Below are 18336 nucleotides of genomic sequence, written 5' to 3' on the forward strand. Positions count from 1 at the left end.
GTTTGTATGGCTTCAATACTTGTAAGTTCTTCTGAAAATTATTCTGGTAAAAGTTCGATATGCAGTGGCTTTGGCTTGATTCTTAAAGAGCGTGGAAAAAGTGTGGGCTACATGAAACCGGTGGGTAACCTGCTGGTTGATGTTGATGGTGTTCTCTCCGATGAGGATGCAGAACAAATGCGGAATCTGCTGTCTCTTGAGACCCCCCGCAGTTGCATCACTCCGATTATGCTTACCGAGAATCTTATCAATGATGCTCTGCTGGGAGTGGAAAAACACCTGGAAGAAACCCTGAAACAGGCTTATTCAGAAGTTTCCAGGAGTAAAGATATGGTTCTCATAGAGGGTGAAGGAGGTATCGGTAGTGGTGCCATGTACAATTTGTCAGATCCCCAGGTAGCTTCCATACTGGATAGTAAGATCCTGCTGATTACCCGTTTTGATTCGGTTAGTGCAGTGGACCGGATTCTCTGTGACATTGAACTGATAGATGACAGGAATATGCTTTCAGGTATCATTCTCAATGAAGTTGAAGAAGACAAATTAGGAATGGTAAGGGATATGGTCGTACCCTTCCTTGAAAAGAAAGGGGTGAAGGTATTTGGTGTAATTCCCCGCGATCATACACTTGGAGCGGTTTCTATAGCAGAAATTGTGGAAGATTTGAGAGGGGATGTCCTGACGGGTGCACAGGAAATGGGTAAACTTGTTGAACATTATCTTGTGGGTGCTATGGAAGTTAATTCAGCGATCAAGTATTTCAGGCGCACACCAAACAGTGTAGTAGTGACTGGGGGGGACCGCGCGGATATACAGATGGCGGCTATAGAGGCCGGGGCAAGGGCATTGATCCTGACGGGCAATCTCCGGCCCAGCGAAGCTGTACTTGGAAGTGCTGATGAAGCAGGCGTGGTTGTTGTACTTGTAAAGGGTGACACTCTTTCCACGATAGAAAGAATGGAGAATCTAATCGGACATGCCCGGATTCAGCAGAAGACCAAGATTGAAACAATCGTTAGACTGATTGAAGAGAATGTGGATGTTGACTCTATACTGGATTCAGCAGGTTTATAAGAACATATATAATATGGATATGTATATAGGGGCTTGGCTGAAGTAGCCTATGTTAATGGAAAGGTTGACTGGTGATGGATACCGTGCAGGACAAGGATTATTTCACTATTGATGATTTTGATGTTGACGACAAAACAATTCTGGTGCGAGTCGATATCAATACCCCGATGGACCCCGAGGGCAGTATTCTGGATGACCTGAGGATAAGCAGCCACATTCCCACAATAAAGGATCTTGAAGATTCACGGGTAGTATTGCTTGCCCATCAAAGTCGGGCGGGAAAAAGTGATTTCACAACAATGCAACCCCATGCAAAAAGACTAAGTCACTATCTGGGCAGGGAAGTGGAATACGTAGATGATATTTTCGGCTCTCATGCCCGTTCAAGGATTGCAGCAATGGAAAAAGGGGATGTGCTTTTGCTCGAAAATGTACGTTTCTATTCTGAGGAAACCATTTCACGATCTGCCAAAGAGCATGCAAGCACACATATGGTGAAAAATCTGGCTCCCCTTGCGGACATCTTTTTGAATGATGCTTTTGCAGTATCCCATCGTTCTCATCTTTCTTTAATGGGTTTTACACATCTCCTTCCCTGTGGTGCAGGCCGTTTAATGGAAAAAGAGATTACCTCTCTGGACATGGGAATAAAGGGAGGGGGAAGACCCTGTATTTTTGTACTGGGTGGTGCCAAGGTTGACGATTCCCTTAAGGTTGCTGAAAATGTACTTTCAAATGGTGGCGCTGACCGCGTACTTGTGACAGGTGTTGTTGCAAATGTAATGCTGGCTGCATCAGGTTTTGATATCGGGAAAGCAAATAAGGATTTCATTGAATCCCAGGGCTACCTTGAACAGATAGACAGGGCAAAGAAAATTCTTGACGATTTTGACGGAAAAGTGGGTTTACCCATAGATGTAGCATTGAATGATAACGGCAGCAGGATCGAAGTATCGGTCGAAGAAGTCGGGGATTCAGTACTCCCAATCAATGACATAGGAATTGAAACGATTGTTGCTTATTCCAGGGAAATCAGTCAAGCAGGCACTGTAATTCTCAATGGACCAGCCGGGGTTTCCGAACAGGATGGATTTGAACTGGGGACCTATGAGATTGTAAAAGCTGCCACAGAAGCCGATTATTCCATTGCAGGAGGCGGGCATATTTCTGCCGAGGTGCGGAATATGGGGTTCGATCACAGTTTATCCCACATAAGTACAGGAGGCGGCTCATGCATCGACTATCTTGCAGGCACTCCCCTACCCGCAATCGAAGCCCTTAAAAAAGCTGCTGTCATAATATCTAAACACGATTGAGTGGAGGTAATATTATGCTTGGCCTGGATGAAGGCAAGATGGCGGTAAACCTTGCCCGCAATACTATCACTGAATTTCTTGAGAGCGGTACTAAGCTGGATCCGGATTCTATGTCCCTCTCTCCGGTCTTTGAAGAAGAGCGCGGCGTTTTCGTAACCCTCTCCATGGAAGGGGATTTGAGGGGCTGTATTGGTCATCCCTATCCAGATTCATCCCTGAAGGATGCAATTGTTGATTCTGCCATCTCAGCATCAACAAGGGATCCGCGTTTTCCTCCTGTAAAGCTACAGGAGATGTCTGTAATCACGGTCGAAGTTACTGTACTGACCCCGCCTGAAAAGATTGATGCGGCTGCTGCAGATTTGCCCGGTCTTATAGAGATAGGCAGGCATGGGCTTATAGTCAAACAGGGTTTCTATCAGGGTTTACTTCTGCCACAGGTGGCCCCTGAGCAGGGATTTAATGCTGTGGATTTTTTGAATCACACCTGCATAAAAGCCGGACTTTCACCGGACGCATGGCTTACAGGCGCTGAAGTATACTGGTTTGAAGGACAGGTCTTTTCTGAAGAATCCCCTGAGGGGCAAGTTGTGGAAAAGCAGTTCTAAATTCTAAACTGCTTATCTTTTCATATTTTCAAGTTCTGTAAGTAGTTTATCGGTTGAATACACTAGTTTAATTAGGGTTTTTTCTATCATCAGGTTGACCGTACCTTCGATTCCAAGTGTACGAAAATCAGTCCTCATCCCCATTACCGGGATATTTTTAGCATAAGCATAGCCGATTTCCCAGGCTGTACCGGAATCCACATCGCTGCCTCCATCCAGTATAGCAATTACAAGATCGGCTCTGTCTATAGCTTCTGAATTTCTCCGGAACAATTCTGCAGCATCCTGTTCTTTGCGCATACTTTTCGTATCTGTTGAATCCCTCTGTGGCAGGAATACGTCATATCCTGCACTTTCGATTTTCTCTGTGAGTTGTTCATTGAAATTCTTCTCAGCCTCGGAAAAAAGAGGGCCTGCCAGGTATATTTCTTTGTAATTCATTGTTTCCCTTGCCTGCCTGTATGGTAATAACTTTAATTAGTGGTAAAACATAACACTAAAACATGAAAGATAAGGTTAATGCAGGCATAATCGGTGCCTCCGGCTATACGGGGGGGGAATTGATGCGCCTTCTTCTCAATCATCCCCATGTAAATCTTGAAATGGCAACTTCAAGAAAACTTGCCGGACAAAATGTATCCAAAAAACATGCCCATCTGGCAGGTTTGACGGATCTTGAATTTGAAGAACTTGATCCTGTTGCTGTAAAGCAGAGGTGTGATGTGGTATTTCTGGCAGTGCCTCATGGCAGTGCTATGGATATTGTACCTCAACTTATTGACAGTGACCTGCTTATTGTGGATTTGAGTGCGGATTATCGTCTGGATGTGGAAGAATTTGAAAAGGTCTATGGCATTAAACACCATGACCCCCGTAAGGTAGTATTTGGCTTGGTGGAGTTGCATCCCGAGGTAAAGGGGGAAACCTTTGTTTCCAATCCGGGTTGTTATCCCACAGGAGCCACCCTGGCAGCTGCTCCTGTTGTTAATGCAGGGCTTGCAGATATTGCAGTTTTTGATTCCAAATCCGGCATAACAGGCGCCGGTGTGAATCCAAGCCAGGCATCCCATTACCCCAACATGGCGGAAAACATCCAGCCCTACAAGCTCACAACCCATCGCCACCGGGCGGAGATCTGGCAGGAATTGAATGGCCTTGGTGGCCTTGATAGTGTTAATTTCACTCCTCATGTAATCCCTGCTATCCGCGGGATACTGACTACAGCTCATCTCTTTCTTAATGAAGAATGCTCAGAAGAAGATATCCGGCAGTTATATGATTCTTTTTACTCCGACTGTCCCTTTGTAAGAATGGTCGATGATATACCTGCGCTGGGTAATGTACGTGGTTCCAATTTCTGTGATATTGGTTTTGAGATTGACGCAAACAGTAACAGGCTTGTCGTTATCTCGGCAATTGATAATCTTGTAAAAGGAGCTTCAGGACAGGCTATACAGAACATGAATCTCATGTGTGGTTTCAGGGAAACCGATGGTCTATGGAATGCGGGCCTTGCGCCCTGATTTATTTGGAGGTTGATTTATGCTTGTAAAAGAAATTATGAACAGTGATGTGATTTATTGCAGCCCAGATGACAAAGTGAGTGATGCTGCCAGGTCGTTGAAGGATAATGACATAAGTGGTATGCCTGTAGTGGACAACGGCAAGATTGTAGGTATACTTTCAGAGGTTGACTTACTGGCTCTGCTGGAAACTCCCGAACATGGTGACTTCTGGCTCCCCAGTCCCTTTGAGGTGATAGAAATCCCTATCCGGGAATTTATCAGCTGGGAAGATACCAAAAAAATGCTTTCAGATGTAGGTTCAATGCCGGTTCGCAAAATAATGCGCACCGGTGTATTCACTGTCTCTCCTGAAGATTCAATTGAGGATGCTTCCCACCTGATGTCCAGACACAAGATAAACCGCCTGCCGGTGGTTGAAAATGATAAACTTACAGGGATAATCACCAGAGGAGATATCATCAGGGGTCTGGGTAGTCTGTGAGGTTCTGTCATGAGAGCAATTGAAGGCGGTATATGTGCGGTACGTGGCGTCCATGCTTCCGGTTTGAAGGATGATTACATGGGCCTTGCACTGATTGAAGGTGCGGGTCCTTGCGCAGGCGTTTTTACACGCAATAAGATTGTAGCGGCGCCGGTAGTGTTTACCAGAGACAATCTTGAAAACCATAAATATATTGCAGGCACAATTATAAACAGCGGAAATGCTAATGCCTTCACCGGTGAACAGGGAATGGCCGATGCCCGTGAGATGGCAAAGGCTGCTGCCAGCAAACTGGGAGTTCAGGATTCCCACATCGCAGTTGCATCCACCGGTGTAATTGGCCGTTTTCTTGATGTAGGTTGGATAAAAGATCATCTGGATGAAGTTTACGGGGCACTTTCTGCGGATCCTCAGGGATGCCGCAATGCTACAAAAGCCATCATGACCACTGATCTGATGGAAAAAGAAGTGGCTGTAGAACTGGAGTGTGGTGTACGTATCGGAGGTATTGCAAAGGGTTCCGGTATGATCGAGCCCAACATGGGAACAATGCTTGCTTTTATCTATACTGATGCTATTCTTTCTGCCGATACACTGAAAAAATGTCTTGTAAAAGCCAACGATTCAAGTTTTAACATGATGGTAGTCGATGGTGATACCAGTACCAATGACATGGCTCTGTTAACCGCAACAGGTGCTTCTTCAATAGCTCCTGATGTAGCAAATTTCCAGAGAGGACTTGATTATGTCCTTGTGGAACTTGCGAAGAAAATTGCCCGAGACGGGGAGGGTGCTACCAAACTTATCGAAGTACAGGTAAACGGTGCCTCTGACCTGGCCGATGCACGCAAGGTTGCCAAAACCATTGTACGGTCACCTCTTGTAAAATCTGCAATATACGGGCATGATCCCAACTGGGGTAGGGTTGTTGCTGCAGCTGGATATTCAGGTGCCTCTCTTGATCAGGATAAAATCTCTCTGAAATTTTCGGATGGAAAAAATGCAGTTACTCTGGTGGATCACGGTCATGTGGCGGATATCTCTGCCAACAAACAACTAAAATCCATAATGGAAAGTGATACTGTCATAATTTCAGTGGACCTTTCACTTGGGGAAGCTTCTGCGGTTGCCTGGGGTTGTGATCTTACATATGACTATGTGCGTATTAATGCGGAATATACTACATGATATTGTTTCAGGGGGAATTTGAATGGATATATCTGAGTGGGATAAGAGATACATTGAGAGTTATGAGTCGATTGCACGAAATATTCACTGTGTAAACGGAATATTTGTTGCCTATAACAGTAATGTGGATGCCATCAAGCACATTGGTCCCGGTGATGTGGAAAACCTGCTGAGGAAAGTGGATGTGGATACTGTCCAGCAGAGAATATTTTCCTATCCCCGACAGATAGATTCTCCTGTAGATTTCCTTGCACGACTCCTGATTGCAATGAAGGACGGTAAAGCTGCGGAAATTCCCACCTATTCAACTGATATCCATGAATGGTTGACCGATAATCTTGTTTTTGATGAAGCCAGGATGGGGGGGCAGGCCGGGATAATATCCAATCTGCTTGCCAATATGGATCTGAATAAAGTAATTGCTTATATCCCCTGGCTTTCCCCTGAGCAGGCGGATTACTTTGTATCCTCCCCTAATCTTTTACATCCTTTTGTCAGGGAGGGGAGGATGGAATTGCTTCCTCCTGCAGAGGCCTGCAATCCCGATTATAAAGCCAAGGTCAACTGGATTATAGAATTCAATAAAGGACTCTCTGTGAAATATGCCGAGGATAGGATAATAGTTCCTCGTGATAACCGCCTGATCATTTCATCACGTCCGCCCTGGATTCGTATCGATATGTCCGATGAGGTCTATGAGCACCTTCCCGAGATGGGCAAAACCGTCGATGGGGCTATTCTCTCCGGTTACCAGATGATAAAAGAAGAATATGAAGATGGCATGACTTACAGGGATTATGTAGAACGTGCGGTAGGGGCAATAGGCCAGTTAAAAAAAGCCAATCCCGATATTTGCATACATGTGGAATTCACTTCCATACAGAATAAAATCATTCGTTCGGCAATTCTGAATGATATTGTGCGCAATCATGTCCACTCACTGGGTCTTGATACTGTGGAAGTTGCCAATGCATTGAATGTATTGGGTTATGAAGAACTTGCATATTCGGTAATCAAAAGGGGAGAAGATGCTATAGTAGCCCTCTATGAAGGAGCTGTCCGGCTGCTTCATGAACTCAGATTGCAGAGGATTCATGTGCACTCCCTGGGCTTTTATATATGTGTTGTTTCCAAAGATTGTCCAATTGATATTGAACAACATCTTGATTCCCTGCTTTTTGCATCCACTGCAGCCGCTGCCCGAGCCCTTCAGGGCGGGATAGACAGTTTTGAGGATATAAAAGCAGGTCTGGATGTACCTATATCCACACAGGGAATGGACCAAATTGACAAACTGGGTGCCTATCTTGTCAGGCAGGGAAAATGTAATCTGGACGATTTTGAAAGAGGTTGTATCTGCACCCGCAATCATGACGTATTAATCATTCCGGCCAGGGTGGTGGATCATCCCGTTGATACGGTAGGTATAGGAGATACTATTTCAGCAAGTGCCTTTGCAGCTGTGCTGGCAGGTATGTGCAGTCCGCGGGAGGATTGAATGAATATCCTTTGCGGTTACAACGCTAATATCGATGCAGTTTACAGGATAACCGGCAGGGATGTGGAATCCATCCTTGGTGAGGTGGATGAAAAGGAACTGCTGATGAAGATCGAACGCCAGCCGGATATCATAAATTCCCTCGAAGATTTCCTTGCCGGACTTATCCATTGTATGGAATATGGCAGGGGTGCAGAATGGTTCATTTATTCCCGGGATGTTCTTGATTTTCTCAAGAAACGTTTTTTTGAAGAGGCAGAGATCAGAATTGGGGGGAATATGGGTATAATGGCCAATGTCCTCTCCGGGCTCAATGTAGATATGATTGTTCCCAATGTTGTTTATCTTTCCGGGACACAGGAGGCTCTTTTTTCAAAAAGGGGAATGGTACTCCCTCCAAAATTCGAAAGCCAGAGGGGTGAAGAGGAGCCGGTACATTTTGTTTTTGATTTTCGTCAAGGGGATAATTTCGACTTATACGGCCGCAGGATAACTGTATCCCGGGAAAACAGGTTCATTGCAACATTTGATAAATTCAACCCTCAAATGACAATTTCTTCCTTCTTCAAACAATATGCAACCGCACATATTGGGGAAATGGATGGTGCAGTTGTATCCGGTTTTCATATGCTCCAACCCTCCTATCCGGATGATTCTTCTTTCGAGGAAAAGTTATCTCCTGTCCTTGCACAGATTGATGAATGGAATTCGATGCCCGGGTTTTTCATCCATGCTGAGTTGGGTCATTTTGCGACATCGGATATCGCCAGGCATGTTTTCCTTAAACTTGCAGGAAGGGTTGATTCTATGGGTTTGAACGAAGATGAACTTGCAACCCTGACGCAGAAGATGGGTTTTGGGATAGAAGGCATACATGAAATGGATATTTCCGCAATGTTCCAAGCGGCCCGCAATTGCATTAAAGGTTGTTTGGCCAGAGCCCTTGTTGTCCATACCAGGGATTTTGTCTTTTGTCTCTCTGCTTCAGATAACCTGAATGAGCAGAAAATAGATGCTATTGATTTTGGTTTGAAGTGTGCGGCATACTTTGCTTCTTCAGGATTATTGCCGGACAGGTCCAAACTGGAGGAATGGTGCAGTCAATTCAAGCGCAGTGAATACGGTAGCCTGCAGGTTAAGAGAATAAAGTCTATTACTGGAGCCAGGCAGTATGGTTTTGGGATATGTGGTATCTTCAATGAGTATTATTTTTGTGCAATTCCCACGCTTGTGGTCAATGAGCCGGCAGTGACAGTTGGGTTGGGAGATACATTTACTGCATCTTCTTTCCTGCGCTTGCTTGAATTACGCAATAGATCCTGAAAATTTCAGGCTATCCATTCCGTGTTGCAATTTTTATATTAATTTTGGTGGATTCGAGATAAGTTTAATATAGTCTCAAGTACACTTGCCATAAGTTAAAGTAATCAGGGTTATTATTTATATTCCAGGAGTATTTTACTTATGATCGGTATCTCTTCGTTTGCTTATCACGACTTATCGCTTGGTGAAGCTTTGCAAAATATTGAACACGTTGTCAATTGTGCAGAAATCTTTTCTGAAGGAAGACATGACCTCTTCAGGCAGGATGAAATCGCCTTTTCCTATGACTTGAAATATACGGTTCATGCTCCCAGTACAGACCTCAATCTTGCAAGCATTCGTGAACCTATAAGGAATGCAGCTCTCCAACTTGTGGAAGACATGGCAGGTGTTTGCAATGAAATTGATGCTGAAGTCATGGTTGTCCATCCCGGTTATTTCCCCTTTGCTTATGATAGGGATTTTGCATTTAATGCATTCCAAAAATCGTTGCCTGTATTGGAAAGGATTGGTGAGGATGCCGGTGTGCGGATATGTGTGGAAAATATGCCCAAATGGGAATGTTTCCTTTTCAGAAAACCGGATTTTGAGATAGGGGCAAATGATTTTGTACTGGATATTGGTCATGCCAACACAATGGGCAATCTGGAGGCATTTCTTGAACGTGAGATTTCCCATTTTCATATTCATGATAACCACGGGAATAACGATGAACATTTGCCTCCTGGTGAGGGAAATATTGATTTTTCGGCCATACAGGGATTACTCCGCCAAAACAACTCTATTAAGATAATTGAGAACAAATCAGCTGAAGATGCTCTTCAAAGTATTTCTGCTCTGAAAAATATGGGTATCAAATGAACAAATCCAGTTAAATTTATATATTTACAATTCACTTGACCTGTATATGAGTTCGATGGGATGCAGGATATTTCATGCACTTGGTAGTGAAACCCGGATTAAAATACTGGAACTCTTAAGCAGCAACGAAATGCATATATCTGAAATTGCCCGGGAACTGGATATATCAGTATCGGTAGTTTCCAAGCATGTAAAGGTGCTTGAAGAATCAGAACTCCTTGAGAGACATATTTTCGGAAAATCCCATGTATTAAAACCCAACAGGAAAAATATTCATCTGGCTGTTGATTCGTTTGCTCCCACCAGGCATGTGGAAGTCGAGAAAGGTGCTTGCCTTATGGAAGCCCTGCGCAATGTGGCAGATATTGATGTCAGGAAAAAGGGAGATAGGGAGATGATTGTTTCTACTGATGGGGAGGAAGGCCTTTATGTTTATGAGATTGATGGCCAATTGGGGGATAAAAACGTGAATGACTGCGTACTGGAAGATGATACAATCGTGGACTGGAAAAAGCTGGAACCTATCACAAGGATTCGGCTTGACATTCACGTCAGGGAATGAAGGTGCCCAACGAATACTTTCAATCCACTTTCTTGTCTCTTATATAGGCGATGAACTTAGTTACATGTAATGAGTATTCCTTCAGACGGCTATCATTTCACTTTGCATGAGAGGATGCGATACCTTTCCTCGGGTACAAAGTATGACAGCTGTAATCAGAGTGCAGTATGCCACGCTTTCGGGCCAGACGGGCGCTGCATTCAATTATACAAGACATTACTGACCAACTACTGTGCCGGAGAATGTACCTATTGTCCTAATCGCTGTCACAGGGATGTGCGCAGGGTTTCCCTGTCCCCGGAAGAGATTGTGAAAATTACCTGGGATTTTTACAGGAAAAATGCGATCGAAGGCCTTTTCCTTTCCTCCGGTGTTATCGGGGATCCTGAAACAACAACCCAAAAACAGCTTCATGTGGCCCGGCTCTTGAGAAATCAGGGGTTTAATGGTTATATCCACCTTCGGCTCATGCCCGGTACACCTTTCCATTTGCTGCAGGAGGTAGCCGGGGTTGCCAACAAATTCGGGGTAAATGCAGAAACAACGGGTTCTGTGAACTATTCGGAAATCTGTCCCAATTTCGATTACAAAAATGATGTCCTTCAGCGTTTGAACTGGATCTGCAAATTGATCAGGAAACAGAGGAAATTGCACAGATATGATCATAAGATCATAGGTGCCAACGATACCCAGTTTGTTGTGGGTGCCCTTGACGAACCCGACAGGGATATTGTGAATACCGTGCATGATTTCATGGAAAAATACCAGTTGCGCAGACCTTATTTTATGAGTTTTGACCCGGTACCTGATACTCCGCTTGAGAATGGTTCAACATCTCCAAAATGGAGGGAACAGAGGCTCTATCAGGTATCTTATCTTTTGAAAGATTATGGCCTGGATTCCGGGCATATTGATCAAATCTATAATGACGATGGTTTTCTTTTGAATGATGATCCTAAACTTGAACTTGCCCGGGTCAACCCGGAAATGTTTCCGGTAGAAATAAACAGCGCCGATCACTCTTCCCTGCTCAGGGTGCCGGGTATAGGGCCTATAAGTGCTTCCCGTATCCTGAGATCCAGGCCAATTTATGGGGAGGATGAACTTGCACGTATGGGTGTTGTTATAGGTCGTGCACGCCCCTTTATCAAAATTGGTGGTTCCGGGCAAACTAACCTTATACAGTTTGCAGGAGAATGCACATGATTATTCTTTTTAAGGCCACTGTAACAGGTGTCTTACTGGCCTGTCTGGAATTGAGGCAACGGCCAGAGGCAGATCTGGTTTTTGCCTGTGATCCCAATGAAGGGGAAACGAAATTGAAAATGACCTACCCGACAGCTGAAGTAATTCGGGTTGGATTCAATAGTAAGGTTGATAAGGAGCAGTTGGCCAAAAGAGTTTTTCCCGATGGGTGGCACAGAATAACCAATTTTGATTCCCCTCCATTGAATTATATAGAATTGGTGCTCAGACACAGGAAATGCAATCCTGCAGAGCTTGTGAGACTATTGCATGGGTGTGAAGGGGAGGTGGATGGTCTTTATTGTGGTAAAGAAAGAATTTACAAGCGATATTACCGGTACATGCGTGAGGTTAAAAACAATTATCACAGACTTTGCATGTTTGTGCGGCCAGTTTGCGGAGATACAGTCCTTTATGTAAATGTAACTTCCAAAAACCATGTGTCTGATATGCTTTGCAGGTGGCTTGCAGTACGCAATCCAGATAGGGCGGTAATTGTTGTTGATGGAAAGTTTGCTTATGTATGCAATGGTGAAATCCTGAAGATGCAGCATTTCCTGAAAACATCTGTGGATTCAATACAACATTTGATTCCTTCTGAAGATTCTGCTAATCCGGAAGAATTGTGGGATACCTATTACAAAAGCCAGATGATAGACAACAGACGTAACCATTCGCTTTCAAAAAGATTACAGCCCCGCGGCGATTCCGGCTATAGTACAATGTCTAAAAAAGATCGGTATTTTGTAGAACGGGGTATTCCCACATCTACATTACTTGATTTTGTGAATGAGAAACAAGGTGGTCAATAATATGCAGTCACTGGTTGATGCTCCACGTATAGGAGAAAAAATGGCACAGCGCTTTATATCTCATTTTGGATGTGAAGAGGATGCCATGGCGGCAATTCTCAGAGGGGATATAGCCGGTATATCGGAGATCGAAGGAGTAGGTAGAAGGTATGCCATATCCCTTGTACACGATGTGAGGTCTACACAGGATGGTATTGATATCTCCTCTTTTTTGAAAACCCGGGATTCAGTCGATATTTATGAACGGGTAATCGATTCTATCAAAAATTATGCTTCTACCCCTTATGCAAGGGATAAGTTGCACACTTATATCCCATATCCTTCAAGCAGGAAAGACCTTATTGACATAAACCGGGACTGGGTTGAAAACCATATGGAATACCTCTCCATGCTCGATGATATGGATAGGATTTCAGCAAGTCTTTCCAGAATAGAACCCCTGAAAAACTCTCCTTCAATTCCCCGGATCAGGGATAGGGTAATTGTCACTTCAAATACAGATGATTACAGCACTTTAAAGGAAAAATATGGTAAAAGCATTGAGGTCCAGCTGGTGGAAGATCCTCTGGAATTTGCAGATGTTGCACGCAGTTATCCCCATGTAATTGCCATAGGAGAACCCTTCCTGGAATATGATTTTCCAGAGGATACGAATCCTGAAATAATAACAAATGCCCGGGAAATTGAGGAATGGCATATTTTACCCGAAAAACAGATTTCGTTTTTTGCTTTCAATCATGAACGAATAATGAATGCATTGGATCTTGCAATTGCACTGGATAAAGCAGGCATACCTCCAGTAGTCAATGCGGATATTTCGGCTCTTAGCAATCTCATGGCTGCCATTAATCCTGAAGGAAATATTGTTGAAGGCAGGGATGGGGAAATAGACCGCTTACATCATATTCTGGATAATGTGGATTCGGAACTTACAAAATATGTAGACCAGTGCAACCAGGAAATAAATGATCTCCTCCAAAAAAGTAGTATTACACTCAGCGGGAATGATATGTTGGGTGTTATCAGGGATGAGATGGAGTTAAAGGATATTCTTTCACGCAATATATCGGCATCTTTCAGCCAGATAATTAATGATGCCAGAAAAGAATTCATTGAAACCCTTTCAATGAAGCAAAATGAATCTCTATTAGTGGATTATTTTTTCCCCTCTGAACTTTGTTATCCTGTAGAAGCCGACATGTCCCAGTTACAAAAATTCAAAGAACAGATCAAACAGCAGATATTCCGCAGGGAAGTTACTCATAAAAGGAATATTGCATATGAGCTACACGAATTCAGGCAACCCCTGAAACAACTTGTTATGAGGTTACTTGATCTGGATGTGGGGTTGGCAGTGGCCCGTTTTGGTCATTCTCTGCAGATGCAACTTGCCGGCTTTGAAGATGAATGTGGTATGGGTCTCAAGAATGGAAAAAATATTTTCCTTTGTGAAAAGGGTGTTGCTGTGGAACCTATAGATTATTCTCTGGGCTCGATCATGTCTCCTTCGCAGGTTCCCACTTCTTCCGTAGTTCTTTTAAGTGGTGTGAATTCCGGAGGAAAAACATCCATGCTGGAGTTAGTGGCTCAATGTACAATTCTTTCCCACATTGGTTTCCCTGTGCCGGCAGATGAATTGAAGATCGGGCCGATTGATAGTTTGTATTATTTCAGCAAATCCAGGGGCACTCTTGATGCGGGGGCATTTGAAACTACCTTACGCTCATTTTCAGCTTTGAGAGGGGCGGGATCCAAACTTGTGCTTGTCGATGAACTTGAATCCATCACCGAACCCGGAGCTTCTGCAAAAATCATAGCCGGTATCCTTGAAACCCTTTCTGAAGAATCCAATACAATGGCTATTTTTGTTTCCCATCTTGCCGACCAGATACTGGAAAATACCGACGCTTCCATCAGAGTGGATGGAATTGAAGCAAAAGGACTTGATAATGAATTGAACCTGATTGTTGATCGCAATCCGATTTATAATCATATTGCAAAGAGTACTCCGGAATTAATCGTGGAGCGTCTTTTCAGAAGCGGAGGGGAAGTTGAAAGGGAGTTTTACAGACGTTTGAAAAATAAATTCGAAAAAGGATGCTAATCAGAGGCATCCCTTTGTACTTTTGACCTCTTTTCCCTCAATAACCGTTGCTTTTTTCATTGCCTGAGCAAATGCCTTGAAAAGGGCTTCGATTTTGTGGTGGTCATTGTAACCATATACAGCTGCATGAAGGGTGACTTTTGCATTGGAGACGAATGATTCAAAGAAATGCCTTGTAAGCTGGGTGTTGAATTCGCCTACTCTTTCGGATTCAAAAGTAGTGTTCATCACCAGATAACTGCGCCCTCCTATATCCACTACTACGCTTGCAAGAGCCTCATCCATTGGTATTCTTGCTTCTCCAAAACGGGCAATTCCTGACTTTTCTGCCATTATCCGGTCAAAGGCCTGCCCCATTACGATCCCAATATCCTCTACCAGGTGGTGGCCGTCTACTTCCAGATCACCTTTAGCATCGATTGTAAGGTCAAAACCTGAATGTCGTGCAAAACATACCAGCATGTGGTCAAAAAAACCGATGCCTGTATTTATCTGTGAATCCCCTTTGCCATCGATGTTGATCGTAAGTTCTATGCTGGTTTCTCTGGTAGTACGGGATACAGTGGAAATTCTTGGCATACTTACTCTCCACCAGAGATTTCCTCTCTGATTGTATTTATCGCTTCTGTAAGGGTAAAATTTCCTGCATAAAGAGCACTCCCTACCACAACACCGCAGGCACCGGTTGTTTTCAGGGTCAAAATATCTTTCAGGGCTGTAACTCCTCCAGAAGCAATCACCGGTATTGTAAGTTCATTAACCAGCTCTGTTGTGGGTTCTGTGTCCACACCTTCCATTAATCCTTCTTTGTCTATGTTGGTGAACAGAATGCTTCCTGCGCCTTTTTCTTCGAACATTTTCCCGAGCTGTACCGCGGTATACTCGGATTGCTCGGTCCATCCCTTTGTAGAAACCTTACCATTTTTTGAATCCAGGGCGACATTAATGTTTTCGGGTTTGAACTGCCTGGCAAGTCTTTCAACCAGGTCCGGATTTTGGACAGCTGCGGTGCTTAGTATCACCCTGTTAGCACCCATGTGCAGGAGGTTTGCAGCATCCTCAAAAGAGCGAATTCCGCCACCTACCTGTACTTCGACTCCTTGTCTTTCACACAGCATTATGATTTTTTCTATTATAGGGGCGTTTTTCCTTTTCCCTTCGATGGCTCCGTCAAGGTCTATCAGATGCAGTGTTTTTGCTCCCTGTCCGATCCACTTAATCGCAACTGCTTCGGGATCATCAAGTGAAATACGTTCCTTATCTGGCAGTCCCTGTATCAACTGGACACATTTCCCGTTTTTCATATCTACAGCGGGGATGACCTCAAATTCCATTATTTACTCTCCTCAGGGTATCATTCTTTCGATGGGTACAACAAGTATGTCTGATGCACCTGCTTTTTTCAGTTCACTGACTATTGTAAAGACCTGGTCTGCATCAATAACGGCATGTATTGCATGGGTGGAATTTTTTGATTCTACTTTCATAACAGTCGGGCCCGCAAGACCTGGCAGGATGTCTTTGATATTTTCCAGTTTGCCTGAGGGGGCATTCATCATAAGATAGCGCTTTTGTTTTGCATGGAGTACACTTTCAAGGGCTGTTTTTATGTGCTGGATTTTTTCTTCCCTTTGGGAACTATCGGCATTTGAAATCAGGTACACAGATGAGCTGAACACCTCTGCAATTTTCCTGAGATGATTTGTCACAAGAGTTGTGCCGGAACTGGATATATCAACAATTGCATCTGCAATTCCCACATGGGGTGTCATCTCGCAGGCACCACTTACTTTGATAACTTCAACTGGAATGTCAACATTTTTAAAATATTTCTCTGTAATATTTGGGAATTCAGTAGCAACCCGCATATTTTTCAGGTCTTCAGGGGCTTTAATCCCTGAGTCTTCAGGAACTGCAAGTACCAGCTTTGCCCTCCCAAAATGCAGATCCAGCATAACTTCAACTTCTGCATCAGTTTCATCTATAAGATCAAGCCCGGTAATTCCTACGTCTGCAGCTCCGTCCTGCACATATTCGGGAATATCCGCCGCTCTTGCGAATAAAAATGTCATATCCGGGTCTGTTGTTTTTGCAAAAAGTTTGCGGCTTGATCCCTCAAGTACCGGGAGACCTGCTTCTTTGAAGAGTTTCACGGTCGGATCGTGGAGTCTGCCTTTATTTGGTATTGCAATGCGTATCATCCTGGTTGCCTCTGGAATCTGGGTCAACATTTCCAATACTTTCATTGCATATAAAGGTTTGATGAAGAAAAAGTATCCATAAGATATCTTGTTTTCCAGTAATTAATTCACTTTCATATAGTATCCAATTTATATAGAATGGGTTTTTCATATCAACACAGATTTGATACTGGAGCCTTATTTAATTCATATTTTAGTATTTTCATGAGGTTTGGTTATGCGGAATATAAAGGTTGAGCAACTTGTCCAGACACCTGTGGAAAATCAGGAGATAGAGCTTGTTGAACGTAAGGGTGTGGGACATCCAGACAGTATATCTGATGGAATTGCAGAGGCTGTAAGCCGTGCCCTTTGTGCTGAATATATCGAAAAATGCGGTGCAGTACTTCACCATAACACGGATGAAACCCAGATTGTTGCAGGTCGTTCTTCCCCTGCTTTTGGTGGTGGGGAGGTCATCAAGCCAATCTATACTCTTCTTGTGGGGAGGGCTACAAAGGAATTTAATGGTGTGGAAATCCCGGCTGAAACAGTAGCTGTCTCGGCAGCACATGATTACCTGAGAAATAATATTGTAAATCTTGATCTTGACAGGGATATTATCCTTGACTGCAAACTTGGTACGGGATCTTCTGACCTGCGGGATGTATTTGGCCGGGAAAAAGTTCCCACTGCCAATGATACATCTTTTGGTGTTGGCCATGCATCATTTTCCGAACTTGAGCGTATAGTGTATGATACCGAAAAGCAGCTTATAGGTGATCTGAAAGGGAAATTACCTGCAATAGGTGAAGACATCAAGGTCATGGGATTGCGGGAGAAAGATGATATTTCCCTGACTGTTTGCTGTGGAATGGTTGACAAATATGTTGATGATATGGATGCCTATATTAGTTTCAAGGAACAGATGAAGGATTATATTCTGGATATTGCGGGCAAATACACTGACAGGAACGTTAATGCATATGTCAATGCTGCCGATAATACTGCGGGTGGTTGTGGCTGTATCTTCCTGACGGTAACAGGCACTTCTGCGGAGATGGGCGACGATGGTTCTGTTGGTCGGGGGAACCGGTGCAATGGTTTGATAACCCCGAACAGGCCCATGAGTATGGAGGCTACGAGTGGTAAGAACCCTGTCAATCATGTAGGTAAGATATACAATTTGCTTTCTACTCAGATGGCCCGGGATATTGTGGAAGCCGTGCCACAAGTAGATGAAGTATATGTGCGACTGCTATCACAGATAGGTAAACCTATTGATCAGCCCATGGTTGCCAGCATCCAAATAATTCCCGAAGAGGGGGCAAATTTCGCTACAATTCAGGATGATGCCGAAGCAGTTGCCGATGAGTGGCTTGGTAATATTACCAAGATCACCGATCTTGTTATAAACGGGGCAATTGACACTTTCTGAGACAAGATTGCCTCTTTTTATTCTTTTCAGTGGTTTTGAATTTTGTTTTTTATTCTTGCTTTTAAGCGCTGGTGATTTTTCCTGCGGATATTGAATTTATATGCCTTTGGAATGGGAATT

General features: G+C 43.8%; 18 protein-coding genes. 14 read left to right on the forward strand and 4 right to left on the reverse strand.

The genetic code is table 11. The annotated features are described in order from the left end of the window. Positions 1–6: 6 nt before the first annotated feature. The 3 genes from CI957_RS02725 to CI957_RS02735 all read left to right on the forward strand — a co-directional run bounded on the left by CI957_RS02725 (position 7) and on the right by CI957_RS02735 (position 2998). Positions 7–1074, forward strand: a complete 1068-nt coding sequence (locus CI957_RS02725) for a phosphotransacetylase family protein (protein ID WP_096712684.1) — start codon at positions 7–9, stop codon at positions 1072–1074. A 71-nt stretch (positions 1075–1145) separates the two neighbouring features. Next, the gene (locus tag CI957_RS02730; RefSeq protein ID WP_394328817.1) at positions 1146–2390 is read left to right on the forward strand and encodes a phosphoglycerate kinase; all 1245 of its coding nucleotides are present in this window, start codon (positions 1146–1148) and stop codon (positions 2388–2390) included. A 14-nt stretch (positions 2391–2404) separates the two neighbouring features. Then, the gene (locus CI957_RS02735; protein WP_096712686.1) at positions 2405–2998 is read left to right on the forward strand and encodes a TIGR00296 family protein; all 594 of its coding nucleotides are present in this window, start codon (positions 2405–2407) and stop codon (positions 2996–2998) included. A 12-nt stretch (positions 2999–3010) separates the two neighbouring features. Here CI957_RS02735 and CI957_RS02740 read toward each other — a convergent pair whose 3' ends face one another. Next, a complete protein-coding gene (locus CI957_RS02740; RefSeq protein ID WP_096712687.1) occupies positions 3011–3439 on the reverse strand; it encodes a nucleoside 2-deoxyribosyltransferase in 429 nt (142 codons plus the stop codon). A gap of 62 nt (positions 3440–3501) precedes the next feature. On the opposite strand from CI957_RS02740, the gene argC reads away from it, so the two are divergent. From argC to CI957_RS02790, 10 genes are all read left to right on the forward strand, one after another. Beyond that, positions 3502–4521 carry an N-acetyl-gamma-glutamyl-phosphate reductase gene (gene argC / locus CI957_RS02745; protein ID WP_128754166.1) on the forward strand — a complete coding sequence of 340 codons (1020 nt, stop codon included), beginning with the start codon at positions 3502–3504 and terminating at the stop codon, positions 4519–4521. A 19-nt stretch (positions 4522–4540) separates the two neighbouring features. Beyond that, complete coding sequence (locus CI957_RS02750; protein WP_128754167.1) at positions 4541–5005, forward strand: CBS domain-containing protein; 465 nt, start codon at positions 4541–4543, stop codon at positions 5003–5005. Between the two features lie 9 nt (positions 5006–5014). Beyond that, positions 5015–6193, forward strand: coding sequence for a bifunctional ornithine acetyltransferase/N-acetylglutamate synthase (gene argJ, locus CI957_RS02755; RefSeq protein WP_096712690.1), 1179 nt, complete (start codon positions 5015–5017; stop codon positions 6191–6193). A 22-nt stretch (positions 6194–6215) separates the two neighbouring features. Continuing rightward, a complete protein-coding gene (pfkC, locus tag CI957_RS02760; protein WP_096712691.1) occupies positions 6216–7691 on the forward strand; it encodes an ADP-specific phosphofructokinase in 1476 nt (491 codons plus the stop codon). Beyond that, entirely contained in the window at positions 7692–9014 is a 1323-nt protein-coding gene (locus CI957_RS02765) for an ADP-dependent glucokinase/phosphofructokinase (RefSeq protein WP_128754168.1), read from the forward strand. 141 nt (positions 9015–9155) lie between these two features. Continuing rightward, entirely contained in the window at positions 9156–9875 is a 720-nt protein-coding gene (locus CI957_RS02770; protein ID WP_128754169.1) for a sugar phosphate isomerase/epimerase family protein, read from the forward strand. 46 nt (positions 9876–9921) lie between these two features. Further along, complete coding sequence (locus tag CI957_RS02775; RefSeq protein ID WP_096712694.1) at positions 9922–10437, forward strand: metalloregulator ArsR/SmtB family transcription factor; 516 nt, start codon at positions 9922–9924, stop codon at positions 10435–10437. Positions 10438–10506: 69 nt separating this feature from the next. Next, positions 10507–11643, forward strand: coding sequence for a radical SAM protein (locus CI957_RS02780; RefSeq protein WP_128754170.1), 1137 nt, complete (start codon positions 10507–10509; stop codon positions 11641–11643). Beyond that, positions 11640–12494, forward strand: a complete 855-nt coding sequence (locus CI957_RS02785; protein WP_164909012.1) for a DUF4130 domain-containing protein — start codon at positions 11640–11642, stop codon at positions 12492–12494. Before CI957_RS02780 ends, CI957_RS02785 begins: the two co-directional genes overlap by 4 nt. Before the next feature lies 1 nt (position 12495). Then, positions 12496–14598 (forward strand): endonuclease MutS2, encoded by a 2103-nt coding sequence (locus CI957_RS02790; protein WP_164909013.1) that lies wholly within the window; start codon positions 12496–12498, stop codon positions 14596–14598. Here CI957_RS02790 and hisB read toward each other — a convergent pair whose 3' ends face one another. The 3 genes from hisB to hisG are packed head-to-tail and all read right to left on the reverse strand — an operon-like array spanning position 14599 to position 16799. After that, entirely contained in the window at positions 14599–15177 is a 579-nt protein-coding gene (hisB, locus tag CI957_RS02795; protein ID WP_096712698.1) for an imidazoleglycerol-phosphate dehydratase HisB, read from the reverse strand. Positions 15178–15179: 2 nt separating this feature from the next. Further along, positions 15180–15932 carry a 1-(5-phosphoribosyl)-5-[(5-phosphoribosylamino)methylideneamino]imidazole-4-carboxamide isomerase gene (hisA, locus tag CI957_RS02800; RefSeq protein ID WP_096712699.1) on the reverse strand — a complete coding sequence of 251 codons (753 nt, stop codon included), beginning with the start codon at positions 15930–15932 and terminating at the stop codon, positions 15180–15182. A 12-nt stretch (positions 15933–15944) separates the two neighbouring features. Continuing rightward, positions 15945–16799 (reverse strand): ATP phosphoribosyltransferase, encoded by an 855-nt coding sequence (gene hisG, locus CI957_RS02805; RefSeq protein WP_096712727.1) that lies wholly within the window; start codon positions 16797–16799, stop codon positions 15945–15947. A gap of 217 nt (positions 16800–17016) precedes the next feature. Between hisG and CI957_RS02810 the strand changes: the two genes are divergently transcribed. After that, on the forward strand, positions 17017–18216 hold the full coding sequence (locus CI957_RS02810; RefSeq protein WP_096712700.1) for a methionine adenosyltransferase: 1200 nt from the start codon (positions 17017–17019) through the stop codon (positions 18214–18216). The last annotated feature ends 120 nt before the right edge of the window (positions 18217–18336 follow it).

The organism is Methanohalophilus sp. WG1-DM (assembly GCF_004104135.1).
Lineage (GTDB): Archaea > Halobacteriota > Methanosarcinia > Methanosarcinales > Methanosarcinaceae > Methanohalophilus > Methanohalophilus euhalobius.